The sequence below is a fragment of the Moritella sp. F3 genome (assembly GCF_015082335.1).
Taxonomy (GTDB): domain Bacteria; phylum Pseudomonadota; class Gammaproteobacteria; order Enterobacterales; family Moritellaceae; genus Moritella.
Map to the genome: position 1 here is coordinate 148,700 of NZ_BLRL01000005.1, position 12,857 is coordinate 161,556.

The 12,857-nt window shown below is 40.5% G+C and carries 10 protein-coding genes and 1 riboswitch; of the genes, 3 read left to right on the forward strand and 7 right to left on the reverse strand.

The features are described 5' to 3' along the window. Positions 1-60: 60 nt before the first annotated feature. Positions 61-1,773, reverse strand: coding sequence for an ABC transporter ATP-binding protein (locus JFU56_RS10795; protein ID WP_198437290.1), 1,713 nt, complete (start codon positions 1,771-1,773; stop codon positions 61-63). 270 nt (positions 1,774-2,043) lie between these two features. Next, on the reverse strand, positions 2,044-2,922 hold the full coding sequence (locus JFU56_RS10800) for a LysR family transcriptional regulator (RefSeq protein ID WP_198437291.1): 879 nt from the start codon (positions 2,920-2,922) through the stop codon (positions 2,044-2,046). A 162-nt stretch (positions 2,923-3,084) separates the two neighbouring features. Between JFU56_RS10800 and JFU56_RS10805 the strand changes: the two genes are divergently transcribed. Next, on the forward strand, positions 3,085-4,488 hold the full coding sequence (locus JFU56_RS10805; RefSeq protein ID WP_198437292.1) for an MATE family efflux transporter: 1,404 nt from the start codon (positions 3,085-3,087) through the stop codon (positions 4,486-4,488). Here the strand turns inward: JFU56_RS10805 and JFU56_RS10810 are convergent. Further along, on the reverse strand, positions 4,481-5,452 hold the full coding sequence (locus JFU56_RS10810; RefSeq protein ID WP_198437293.1) for a ribonuclease Z: 972 nt from the start codon (positions 5,450-5,452) through the stop codon (positions 4,481-4,483). The genes JFU56_RS10805 and JFU56_RS10810 overlap by 8 nt on opposite strands. A gap of 110 nt (positions 5,453-5,562) precedes the next feature. Here JFU56_RS10810 and JFU56_RS10815 point away from each other — a divergent pair, with 110 nt between their 5' ends. Beyond that, positions 5,563-6,354, forward strand: coding sequence for a carbon-nitrogen hydrolase family protein (locus JFU56_RS10815; protein ID WP_198437294.1), 792 nt, complete (start codon positions 5,563-5,565; stop codon positions 6,352-6,354). A 123-nt stretch (positions 6,355-6,477) separates the two neighbouring features. Here JFU56_RS10815 and add read toward each other — a convergent pair whose 3' ends face one another. Beyond that, a complete protein-coding gene (gene add / locus JFU56_RS10820; RefSeq protein WP_198437295.1) occupies positions 6,478-7,473 on the reverse strand; it encodes an adenosine deaminase in 996 nt (331 codons plus the stop codon). 29 nt (positions 7,474-7,502) lie between these two features. After that, positions 7,503-7,602: riboswitch (purine riboswitch) on the reverse strand. A 523-nt stretch (positions 7,603-8,125) separates the two neighbouring features. Here add and JFU56_RS10825 point away from each other — a divergent pair. Continuing rightward, positions 8,126-10,525 carry a glycosyl hydrolase family 18 protein gene (locus tag JFU56_RS10825; protein WP_198437296.1) on the forward strand — a complete coding sequence of 800 codons (2,400 nt, stop codon included), beginning with the start codon at positions 8,126-8,128 and terminating at the stop codon, positions 10,523-10,525. A 125-nt stretch (positions 10,526-10,650) separates the two neighbouring features. Here the strand turns inward: JFU56_RS10825 and JFU56_RS10830 are convergent, their stop codons facing one another. The 3 genes from JFU56_RS10830 to JFU56_RS10840 all read right to left on the reverse strand — a co-directional run bounded on the left by JFU56_RS10830 (position 10,651) and on the right by JFU56_RS10840 (position 12,749). Beyond that, positions 10,651-11,514, reverse strand: a complete 864-nt coding sequence (locus JFU56_RS10830; protein ID WP_198437297.1) for a DMT family transporter — start codon at positions 11,512-11,514, stop codon at positions 10,651-10,653. Between the two features lie 144 nt (positions 11,515-11,658). Further along, positions 11,659-12,366 carry an AraC family transcriptional regulator gene (locus tag JFU56_RS10835; protein ID WP_198437298.1) on the reverse strand — a complete coding sequence of 236 codons (708 nt, stop codon included), beginning with the start codon at positions 12,364-12,366 and terminating at the stop codon, positions 11,659-11,661. 188 nt (positions 12,367-12,554) lie between these two features. After that, the gene (locus tag JFU56_RS10840) at positions 12,555-12,749 is read right to left on the reverse strand and encodes a DUF1059 domain-containing protein (RefSeq protein WP_198437299.1); all 195 of its coding nucleotides are present in this window, start codon (positions 12,747-12,749) and stop codon (positions 12,555-12,557) included. Positions 12,750-12,857 lie beyond the last annotated feature (108 nt).

Genomic DNA, 12,857 nt, shown 5'->3' on the forward strand with positions numbered 1-12,857 from the left:
TTTTTTTGTTATTATTTAGCTGTTGCTTTTTCGTATTCTTACTATCATTAACAATAAGTACTAGCTTGCTAATTTATCTCTTAAACCTTTAAATTCAGGCATTAAAGAAACAAGGTGCTTACTGTAGTCATGTTGTGGATTAGTAAATAATTCTTCTGTCGGTGCGACTTCAAGCAGTTTACCTTTTTGCATTACACCAACGCGGTCACTGATTTGACGAATAACCGGTAAATCATGACTGATGAACAACATCGTTAGATTGAGTTCATCTTGTAAATCTTTTAGCAGATTAAGAATTTGCGCTTGTACCGATACATCAAGTGCTGATGTTGGTTCATCACAAATTAATAAACGCGGACGTGTTGCTAGTGCGCGAGCAATTGAAATACGTTGACGTTGACCACCAGAGAATTCATGTGGGTATTTAACCCCTGCCATTCTACCTAGGCCTACGTGATCCAGTAGATCATGTACGATTTGACGAATTTCAGCTTCAGAGGATGCCAGTTTATGGAAACGAATTGGTTCTGAAATGATGTCAAAAATTTTCATTCTTGGATTCATCGACGTGTATGGATTTTGGAATACCATTTGCATTTGACGACGAATAGGGCGACGTTCTTTTTCAGATTTAATAGCGGTTAAATCGATACCTTCAAACGTAATTTTACCTTCGTTTGGCGCATACAGCCCTGCGATAATACGGGCGATGGTCGATTTACCTGAACCTGATTCACCTACGAGACCAAAAGTTTCACCTTCTTTAATATCGAAGCTTACTTTGTTTGATGCTTGTACGTATTCACGTTTGCTTTCAAAGAATGAATCTTTAGTCACAAAGCGCAGGCTTACATCGTCAACAGTCAACAGTGGACCCGTGTATTCACGTTGGTCTTCACTTTGGCCTAACCAATGGTTCTTAATATCAATTTGCTTCATCTCGACAGCTTCTTCGATATAGCTTACCAATGGGAAACGATCTAGTTTGATATCTGAACGTGGTACGGCAGAAATAAGGCTGCGCGTATAGTCATGGTCTGGATCACTAAGCACTTGCTTCGTAGGGCCAAATTCAACCAGATCACCGCGATACATTACGGCGATTTTATCAGTCACGTTTGATACTACTCCCATATCATGGGTAACCAGCATACAACCGACGTTTTTCTTGATACAAAGCTCACGGATCAGCGTTAGAATTTGATCTTGGATTGATACATCAAGTGCCGTCGTTGGTTCATCGGCAATGATTAAATCAGGTTCGCAAGACAGGGCAATCGCGATAACCACACGCTGTCTCATACCGCCAGAAAACTGGTGAGGATATTGTTTAATACGTAGTTCAGGTTCTGGAATTCCCACTTGTTCCATCAAGCTAAGTGAACGGCTAACCGCTTCTTCTTTACTTACATCTAAATTCGCAAGGATGGTTTCTACCATTTGCTGTTCGATGGTGAATAGTGGATTAAGCGATGTCATTGGATCTTGGAAGATAAAACCGATTTTAGAGCCACGCACTGAGCGCATTTCTTGCGGTGTTAAACCTGATATTTTTTCACCTTCGAGGAATACTTCGCCGCTCGCGATCACACCCGGTGGGCTTAATAGGTCAATAATGGCATTACCCACAGTTGATTTACCTGCACCAGATTCGCCAACTACACCAACAATTTCACCGCGCTCGATAGAAAACGACAATGATTTCACTGCTGCGTGAACACCATGTCGAGACGGATATTCGATGCGAAGATTTTTTACTTCTAATAAAGACATTACCAGACCCTTATAACTCGATGATTCTACATCCAGTCTGAAAAATTGATTCCATTCATTATCAGCAGTACATGTCACTGATATGTTACGTGAGTATTAATCTGACAAATAAACTGCAATAAAGCAACATAAAAGGTATAAAAATCTAGATTCCGCAAGTTTATTGCACTAAAACGCAGGTTATCTACAGTTTATTTAGATTTATCAAAAATATTTAAGTGACAAAATATAGATTATTTACGTAAAATTAACCAGAAAGTAATATATTAACTATTTGGTAACACCCTTGCTTAACGCGCTATAAATCCAGTTTATGACTGGCCCTGTGGCTTGATCTCGGCGTTTAACAATACCCATCTCAATCAATAATGGGTCAGTGATGTTTGCAGTCGATAATTCTGATATAGCACCTTTATACCAATGTATGTTGGCTACATGTTCTGGTACCAGCGCCCAGCCGATTCCTCTGATGACTAATTCAGTAATGTAATAATAGCTGTCGATATGCCAATGATTTGGTGAAATCGCCTTCGCTTGTGTTTTGCCCATGCGATCGCGAATGACGAGCTGTCTATATTGACTTAACTGTTCTATTTTAGGCTCACAGATCTTAGCCAGTGGGTGCTCTGGTGCAACGATCAAGGTTTGACTAAACTTGCCAATGGACATGAATTCGAGCGAGTCTAATTGCGTCTGTAAATGAAACAGGATCCCCAGATCGGCTTTTTTTTCATCGACCCATTTGGCGATATCGGCTTGTGAACCACTAATTATATTGATTTTTAGTAACGGAAATTGCTTGGCTATATCAGTAAATAAATGTTGAAATGCCGTGATAGGGGATGCTTCATCCATGGCAATCGTTAGTGATATTTCTTCTCCACCTGACACTGTTAACGCACGAGAGTGTAGACGTTGGCATTGTTGTAGTACCGCTTCAGCTTCGGCATACATATCTTCACCAGCGAGGGTCAGTACGGGTAGCCGTGCACTGCGGTCAAACAAAATGATATCAAGATCGGTTTCTAAGTTAGCGATAGCTGTACTAACACGTGATTGTGCTTTACCTAAATGGCGCGCTGCTGCCGAGAAGGAACCGAGTTTTACTGCGGTGACAAATGCTTCTAATTGATCGACTGTCCAGTTCATCTTATTCTTCTTAATTGTCTGTAAGTTGTCTGTAGTGCTGTTAGATAGGGAGTTACCCCGAGCTAACTATCCGAAAATCGGATGGATGCTAACTTTCATCAATATTAAAAACAAGCATAATCCCTTAAATAAATAACTATTCAATATTAACTAGAGGTTTTTGTGAGTTCATCACAGTTACAAGCTGAAGCATTAATTAAAAACATGCGTGACGTAGCATCTGACGCGCAGATTAAACGTTCTTTTTGGCGTTATGCTATCCCATCCATTACCGCGATGTTAGTGAGTGGTCTTTATCAAATTATCGATGGTATTTTCGTCGGCCATTATGTCGGTGTCCAAGGACTTGCTGCGATTAATATGGCTTGGCCGATCACCTTTGTGGTATCTGGACTGGGCATCATGATTGGTATGGGTGGTGGCACCTTAATTTCGATGAAGCGTGGTGAGCAAGATCAAACATCTGCTCAGCAAGCGCTTAATGCCAGCTTTTTCTTGATGGTTGTATTAGCAATACTTTCCGCGACGGGTTTGTTGTTGTGGGGAGCGGAACTACTGCGTGTGCAAGGTGGTGAGGGCGTTATTTTCAACCTCGGCTTTGATTACGTAAATATTTTTGCCTATGGGACTGTTGCGACTATCATGGCAGCGGCTATCCCCATGTTAGTGCGTAATGATGAGAGCCCAAATGTGGCAACGGCATTGATGATCTTCGGTGCGCTGTTGAACATAGTGCTCGATTATGTGTTTATTGGTTTATGGCAATGGAAACTTGAAGGGGCTGCACTGGCGACTATTATTGCGCAGTTGCTGGTTTCTATTATTGGTATTATTTACTTTCTATCTAAGCACTCAAGCTTAAAGATCAACGAGAGCTTGATTAAAGTTAATCCACTAATGATGAGTACGATCATTAGCTTAGGCATTTCATCATTAGTGATGTACTTATATACCAGTTTTGTATTTGCATTGCATAACCGTTTATTTATGCAATATGGTACATCAACGACAGTCGGCGCGTTTGCCATTGTTGGTTATATTATGACGTTGTATTACTTGGTTGCAGAAGGTATTGCTGAAGGTATGCAGCCACCAGTGAGTTATTACTTTGGTGCCCAGCAGTTTGAAAATATCAAAAAAATGCTGCTATTGTCGATAAAGGTAACGGTTATTGCTGGAGTTGGCTTTATCGTGATTTTAAATGTCATGCCGAATTTGATGATCAGTTTATTCACTAGTGATAACGCTGAACTGATTACAGAGGCTAAAAATGGTATTCACTTACATTTATTCGCGATGTTTTTAGATGGCATAATAGTATTAGCGTCGGTGTATTTTATGGCGATAGGTAAAGGGGGGAAAGCCTTGGCTATTTCTGTGGGGAATATGTTTATTCAATTACCATTTTTATACTTTTTACCCCAGTGGTTAGGTGTTGATGGGATCTGGTTGGCATTACCTTTATCTAATATTGCACTGTTTGTTATTGTCGCCCCTTTGGTATGGCATGACATAAAACAGCGCGAGCAGGAATCACTAGTTATGCCATGTCAGCAGCCTAGTTAATCGTTTTAGCCAGCTTACCTTGTTTGTTTAAGGTATAGCAGTCAAGGTCTTTGGCTAAAAATAGATTCTGATGATAAACAGTACGCGCTTCTTTTTCGATATCGATAATAGAAGGGCTGCTGTTTATTGCGCTTTGATAACGGGGACTAAAGTGGGTTAACACTAGGTTTTCAAAACCAATATCTTGGGCAAACTGTGCCACGAGTTTGGCATAACTGTGCTGAGGTCCGGCGCCTACTTTGATGGCTATATCTTCAGTATAAGTGGCTTCATGCACTAATACGTTGGCGGTTTTCGCCATTTGGCTTAATAGAGACGGAGTATCGTTATCACCAGCGATGAATATTTGTCGTGGGCGCTGTAGCGGTAATAAATAATCTTGAGCACGTATATAACGGCCATCTTCAAGTTGAATATCTAAGCCCTGCTGTAAATCTCCCCAGCGTTTATCTCGGGGGATCTTGTCTTGTTCTAGTTTCTTCACATCGAGTTTATTACTCAATCTATTTTCACTGAAACGATAAGCAAAGCAAGGTACGCGATGAGAGAGTGCCACAGCGTCTACATCGAACTCAATGGCTAAATCATCGAGCGAATCATTATCATCAATATACTTATATTTTAGTTCATAGTTTAAATGTAGGTCTGTCGCCGTTTGCATGACGTCGATGACGGTTTTAATCGCGCGGGGCCCAACAATCCACAATGGATCGGTTCTGCCTGACATCGAGGCACTGGCAAGTAATCCAGGTAAGCCATAACAATGATCGCCATGTACATGGGTAATAAAGATGGCTTGCAGATGTGCTAAAGACAACTTGGTATGCAGTAACTGATGTTGCGAGCCTTCACCACAATCAACGAGGCACCAGCGTTTTGAGTTTGCACGACGTATAGCTAAGCCAGAGACATTACGACTTTTGGTTGGCATACCTGCTGAGGTGCCTAAAAATACTATTTCCATGATGCCTGCTCTTTTGTATTATCCAGGTTGTTATCGGTGAGTATTCTGTTTTATGCTAATCGTGTTTTAACATAGCGACTTTTAGATAGGTTGTAAATAAGGGAAGTATAGTGAAAATTACCACAGTGCAAATGAATGTGAGCTATAAGAATAAAACGGAAAATATAGCGGCAGTGAGCACGCTACTTAATGATGCAGATTCCTTAGGAGAGGTCGTGTTATTACCTGAGCTCTTTAGTACCGGATATTTGTTTAATGACCCAAGTGAAATCCACACACTCTCTGAATCTTTAGATGATAGTCAGACCTTACTAGCACTACAGGGCTTAGCGACGCTGCATAATGTTTTAATCGTTGCTGGTATTGCGGAGAAAACGGAAGATGGTTTTTATAATACGACTGTGGTGGTGAATAAAAGCGGCTTGCAAGATAAATATCGAAAAATGGCACTGACAAATGTCGATAAACAGTATTTTTCACGTGGCCGTGACATCGTTACGTTTGAGTATTTAGGTGTCAAATTCGGTTTAGCTATTTGTTTTGATTTATGGTTTCCGGAGATCATAAGGCAGTATGCTGAAAAAGGTGTCGATGTGTTATTACACCCGGCTAATTTTGGTGGCGAACAAAGTTTGCATATCGCGCGTGCTCGTGCAATCGAAAATAGTATGTTTGTATTTACTTGTAATCGTATTGGTAGTGAAGAAACGAGTGCAATAAGCGGAAGTTATTGTGGTAAAAGCCAAGCTATTTCACCTACAGGTGTGCCGTTAATGCTATGTGGTTCTGATACCGAAGTGCAAACGATAACTATCGACGTTGGCGCAGGCAAAGACAAAAAAGTAATTGGTGTTAATCTGCTTGAGGAAATAGCCGGGATTACGAATGAGATAATCGGCTAGAGCATGAATAAGATTTAGATTTAGATTGAGGCCGAGATTAAAATGGAAATCTGAAATCAAAAGACGAGTGTGAAATGGATTCATCATGAATATTTCAACCCCGCCTTTTATTACAGGTTACTATTATTCAGCAAATGTCGATAAATGCTGTTTTACTTCATCAGATGCGAATGCATGTTCAATGCTGATCTTGTAAATGTTGAAGTAGTCTTCACGGCTTAGATTAAACTCTTCCATCACTTTACGTACTTCATCTGTCATTGTGGTATTTGACACAGTACGGTTATCGGTATTTATGGTGATTTGAATTCCGTCTTGATAGAAAGCTTTAACAGGGTGACTTGCTAAATCTTCAACTGCTTTTGTTTGCACATTACTACTCGGGCAAGTTTCTAGTGCCACATTTTTTGTTTTAACCAGATTGTATGCATCTTCATGACCAGTAATATGAATACCGTGGCCAACACGTTCTGCACCTAATAATGAGACTGCATCAAATACGTTCTGACCCACACCTTGCTCACCAGCATGAATGGTTACACGGTAACCTTTTTCAATGGCATATTCTGCATAAGGCACAAACTCAGCGCAGAATCCCGGTGCTTCACCACCGGCTAAATCGAATGCAACAATGCCGTCGTTTAAGTATTTAGCTGCCGTATCCAGTACTTCTTTAATTCTATCTTTTGGCATGTGACGTAAGATAGATAAAATGTAGTTACCTTTGATGTCATACATTGCTTCGGCACGTTTCATACCAGCAACAACACTATCAAATACTTGCTCAAGAGTTAGACCTTGCTCAAGGTGTAGCATAGGCCCAAAACGTACTTCTAGGTATTTTACGTTTTCTTTTGCAGCATCTTCAAATAATTCAAAAGAAATACGCTCGATACCTGCTGCTGTTTGCATTACTGATAATGGCAAGTCAAAACGCTGTAGGTATTCCCCAAGATCTGTACATGTCTCAGGTGCGATCATTAAGGTTCTGATTTCTTCAATGTCATTACTTGGTAGGGTAATGTTTTGTTCTGCTGCAAGCGCAATGATTGTTTCTGGGCGAACACTACCGTCTAGGTGGCAATGTAGATCAATCTTTGGTAAGTCAAAGTAATTCATGAGTCTCTACCTTTATTTGTTTTTTTAGGTTTTAAAGTTACAGACTTCATAATCAAGAGTTTAAGGATCTTGGTAGAAACTCCCAAACCATATTATTGGGATTATACGAAGTGATTTAACCGCGTAGTTTAGCAGTCTGAAAACGACTCTGCAATTCGCTTGGGTTAGTGCGTTAATCAATTTTGCTTATTAGCGACGCGTATAGTTAATAATGGCCATGAAGAAACAATTGGACGGGCCTTGATAACAGGTGGAAATTTGAGTGAGAGAAATAACATAAAAATTGTGTCATCGCATCTCGTTTTGGTTTACTTGTTATGAATGATGCCGATGATAACTTTTAAGTGATTGTTTTTGAGTTGGAATGTTGTGTTTTTGTAGGGGCGGGTATTAGGGGTTCACATAACCTATTACCTCACTGTTTCAATAATTTAAAATGTACTGGTCTGACCGCATTGTTTGATAGAACTCTAACTTTGTTGTTTTTATGTTCTTTATTTGTTGCGCAAATTAACGGTTGGGCGTAGGTTTTATATAAGCCTCTGGAGGGGGTTGATCTTGACTGGCATGGTTACTGTTTGAATATCCGCCAATACATGTTGTATGTAATTACGCCTATTTTCGATTTTCTAATTTATTACATGGAGTTCTTGTGAAATCAATATTTTTAAAAAGTACCCTTAAGTTAGCGATAGTAGCGGCAATTAGTGCACCTGTACTTGCGGCAGCACCTCAGGCACCGTCAATCGCGTGGGCCGATTATTCAAAACTAGGTTTTGTAACAATTAATACTGATGCAGTTGTTAGCTATAAAGACATGTATACACGTGTTGATGTTGTTGAAGTGCCTGTTTCCTGGAATGTTTGGTCTGGTGATAAAGCGACAACGTGGGAAGTTGAAGTTAACGGTAATGTCATGATGTCTGGTTCAGGCACAGGGAAAAGTACTGTTTTATCTTTTACTGAAGGTGGTTTAAAAAACATGGTTGTGCGTTTATGTAACGCTGATGGTTGCAGTGAAAGCGCAACGACTGAACTCTTGATTTCGGATACTGATGGTTCGCATTTAAAAGCTGACCTGCCAATGACGACAGATCCGGCTAACACGCCTTACGCACAACAAAAAGATAATATTGTCGGTACTTACTTCGTTGAATGGGGGGTGTACGGACGTAAATACAACGTTAATGATATTCCAGCTAATAACCTAACGCACATCATCTACGGCTTCATTCCAATTTGTGGTGGTACAGGTGACAACAAATCTTTATTAGATCCAAATCCTTCAGGCCATGAGTTATTAAAAAAGATGTGCGCAGGCCTGCCTGATTACTCGGTTGTTGTTCATGATACATGGGCGGCATTGAACTCTACTTACGGTGAACCTGCAACACGTTTAGACGGTAAGAAAGTGGGTTCATTAGAAATCGGTAAAGGTACTTACGGTGGTCTAATGGCGCTTAAAAAAGCGAATCCACACATTAAAATTCTGCCATCTATCGGTGGTTGGACATTATCTGACCCATTTTTTGGCTTCACTGAAAAAGCTAATCGAGATGTATTTGTTGCTTCAACAAAAGAATTTTTAAAAACGTGGAAATTCTACGATGGCATTGATATTGACTGGGAATTCCCTGGTGGTGATGGTGCCAATACCAGCTTAGGGGATCCAGAAAAAGACGGCCCAGCTTACATCGCATTAATGCAAGAATTACGTGCAATGTTGGATGGACTTGAAGCTGAATATGGTCGTAAATATGAGCTTACATCTGCAATTGGTGTTGGTTACGACAAGATCGAAGATGTTGATTATGGTGCTGCTGCTCAGTACATGGATAATATCTTCATGATGTCTTACGACTTCTATGGTGCATGGGGTCCAAATACGGGTCACCAAACAGGTATTTATTGTGGTGCTCACATTTCAGCTGACAAATGTAACGGTGCTGGCGAGTTTGCTGGGAAACCTGAATACACATTAGATAACGCAACTAAACTTTTACTCGCGCAAGGTGTGCCAGCTAAGAAATTAGTTGTTGGTGCAGCAATGTATGCGCGTGGGTGGCAAGATGTTGTCGCTGAAAATGGTAACCCAATCGGATCTATCGGTTCACACATTGATTCTTCTGAAGGTAGTCCATTTAATGGGAGTCTTGGTGGCGATGGTACAGACGTAAACGAAGCTGCTTGGGCTTGGGAAGCTGGCATCATGGATTATCGTGGTGTGCTTAAGTTCCTAGAGTCAAACCCAAATGCAATCATAGGTTGGGATGAAATAGCTAAAGCATCATTTGTTTGGGATGAAGTGAGTGGCACATTGTTAACATATGATACGCCACGTTCTGTACTTGCTAAAGGTGAATACCTTAAGAGTCTCGGTCTTGGTGGTATCTTCTCATGGGAAATTGATGGTGATGGTAATGGCGATATCTTAAACGCGATGAATCAAGCTGTAAATAATCCGCAGGGTCAAACGAATTGGTCTGGTAACGTCATCACGAATGAAGCGCCGCGCATTAGTATTACGTTTCCATCGGGTTCAGTGGCACATACTGAAGGTGATACAGCTCAGTTCTCAGCATTAATTACGGATGATAAATCAGTGGCAGCTGTGGAGGTTACTGTTAATGGTGTAACTCAAACCGTGGCGCAAGATGCTACAACTTACTCTGGCAGCTTTGTGGTAACGCTTGGTAGTAATACTGTTATATTCAAAGCAACAGATAATGAAGGCACTTTATCTCAGAAAACAGTCACCATTACTGGTAACGCTCAAGGCTTAGTTTGTGAAGACGGCTCTTCTATTGTAAACGGTGAGTGTGTTGTAGACCCAATCGTTTGTGAGGAAGGTTCTTCGCTTGTCGATGATCAATGTGTTGTCGATGAGGTTGTTACTGAAACACCATTTATTGCTGGTTCGACTCAAGTATCTAACGGTGAAGTATATTCGTATCAAGGTTCGTGTTACGAAGCTAAAAATAGCCCAGGTACTTGGGAAGTACCAACTTCAACATCTTGGTTCTGGACGCCAGTAACATGCTCAGGAGCTTAGGTTAACGCGTCAGCGAGAGATGAAGGTTCTTCACTCGCTGGCAATGATTTGTACTGATACTACATGACGCATTAATATTTTATTGAAAAGTGATATTAATGCGTTATCAACTTGAGGTGAGGCGCCTATATATGGGCATCACCAAGCACTCGTTTTTTCTTCGTATTCGCAATTATTGCTCCGGATAATATTAACGCGAGTGCAATGATGATGTTAGTAGACCAAGCGTTAAAACCTGCAATGGCCAAAATAACAGATGAAATGAGAGGTGTGCTAAAGCTTAATGACGCCAACAATTGTTGATTACCTTTTTTTAAGGCTATGTCCCATAAGTAAAAAGCGCCGCCGACAGGCCCTAATCCGAGTAATAATATCCCGCCCCATTCTGACAGGCTAAAACTCCAATTACTGGTTTCAAATTGCCAATGCGCGAGTAATGCTAATAATGCAACGGCTGCAGATAACCAAGCGATGTCTTCAACGTCGTTATTTGATGTTGATAAGAACCATGAATAACTGCCCCAAATGACAGCGCAGATAGCAGCAAGAGCATAACCAATTCGATAGTCGCTATTTAACGTTAGTTCACCATTACCGACAATAATGAAAGCGATACCGATAAAGCCTAAACTGCCCCCGATGAGTGCTCTGAATCGACTTTGTTTGTTAGCGACGAGTGTTGCTAATAATAATGGCCACAAATACACAATTAAACTGACCTCGATAACCGGAGCGAATTTAAGTGCCATGAAATAACAGAAGTGAAATCCAAATAGCCCAATTATGCCAAGCAGCCACTGCGTTAGGGTTAACGATGGTTTAGTAAATATGGGCTTTTTAATTGCGACTCGCTTAATAATCACAATGATTGCAGAGATAGAAAAACAAAGTGAGAGTAATTGAAATGCAGGAATATTGGCCGTAACTGTGCCTAACAGCGCCAAAGTCCCCCATAATCCAATCGCCATGAAACCGTATAATGTAGCCATTATTTATTATCCTTAAGTAATGTTAATGACAGAATAATAAGGCTTTAATTAATAAGCTTGTTTGCTGAAAGGATGATTTTGTTGGCTAAAACGCTGTTTAGTATCTGAGTCAAGTTGATAGGATAAACTTCAGAAGGTGATGAACTAATAACTAAACGCTTTAGGTGATTGACCAAAGTAGTGCGAAAAACGTCTGCTAAAGGCTGATAGGTCTTGGTAGCCAACTTGCTCTGCGACAATGCGAATAGGCAGGTCGGTATGAGCGAGCAGTGCAGAGGCCTTTTCCATACGAAGTTGGGTGATATATTGATGTGTAGTCATGCTCATACTTTGTTTGAACAATTTCTTGTATTGGCTTGTGCTTAAACAGGCAATGTCAGATAACTGCTCAATACTAAATAGCACACTGATATCTTGTTTGATGAAGTGGATAACCTTTGCTATTCGAGCGTCGATACGTTCATGACATGTTTGTTGAGCAAGGAGTTGATAGAACAATTCAAACGCAGTCGATTCAAGTTGTTTATTGACTTGATGTGCCAGCTGTTTGTCGATGAATTGTATATAAGCCAGTAGAGGCGGGTTTATCGAGAATTTTTCAATATCTGATTCGGTAATATTAACGGGAAGGATTGCCATATCAACCACAATAAAACGGGCTGCATCATCTGCTCGAAAGTCATGTTGTTGCCCAGCTTTAATAATCACGCAATCACCAATACTGACTTTGCCAGTGTAATCGCCAACCTTAATATCAATCGCACCATGCAATGGTAGCACCAGCTGGTGGTACTCATGATAATGGCTGCGTATTTGGCTGGTATAAGCGCGAATAGAAAGGTTGTTAGGCATGTTAATCCGCTTATCTCTGGTGATGGACAGTATTTAATATCTTAAAGGCTAAGTGTTTATTTTGATAGAGGAGTCAGTAATATTAGGCTGGTTTTTTGTCACGTTAACAAAGTGGCTAATAGTTAATCTGAGCCACTTTGTTTTATATGCGATCCGTTTCTTCTTAATAAGCAGAAAGTCTTACCAAGTTACATCGGCGGTGTACCTTCTTTAAACTCTTTGGTTATATTAGTCCTGAATTCAGGCGTATCTTCATAACCGTGTACGCTTGCCCCATGTTCGATAACGGCTTGTAGTAGTTCTTCTTTGGAATCTGCTGCAAGTGCCACTGAGCATTTCACATCACCGGGATAATCGCGACAATCAATATAATATCTGGCCATAACTATGTACCTCTTAAGCCTGTTACATTGTCGAGCGACTATTTAATGATTGAATAAACCGACTCGACCGATTGTTAAGAACAAATCACATATGTTCTAGAGGTTAAT

Bases quoted from the DNA above. Each gene is read 5' to 3' on its own strand.
- JFU56_RS10830 (WP_198437297.1), bottom strand. From the start codon at position 11,514: ATGGCTACATTATACGGTTTCATGGCGATTGGATTATGGGGGACTTTG.
- JFU56_RS10835 (WP_198437298.1), bottom strand. From the start codon at position 12,366: ATGCCTAACAACCTTTCTATTCGCGCTTATACCAGCCAAATACGCAGC.
- add (WP_198437295.1), bottom strand. From the start codon at position 7,473: ATGAATTACTTTGACTTACCAAAGATTGATCTACATTGCCACCTAGAC.
- JFU56_RS10795 (WP_198437290.1), bottom strand. From the start codon at position 1,773: ATGTCTTTATTAGAAGTAAAAAATCTTCGCATCGAATATCCGTCTCGA.
- JFU56_RS10810 (WP_198437293.1), bottom strand. From the start codon at position 5,452: ATGGAAATAGTATTTTTAGGCACCTCAGCAGGTATGCCAACCAAAAGT.
- JFU56_RS10840 (WP_198437299.1), bottom strand. From the start codon at position 12,749: ATGGCCAGATATTATATTGATTGTCGCGATTATCCCGGTGATGTGAAA.
- JFU56_RS10800 (WP_198437291.1), bottom strand. From the start codon at position 2,922: ATGAACTGGACAGTCGATCAATTAGAAGCATTTGTCACCGCAGTAAAA.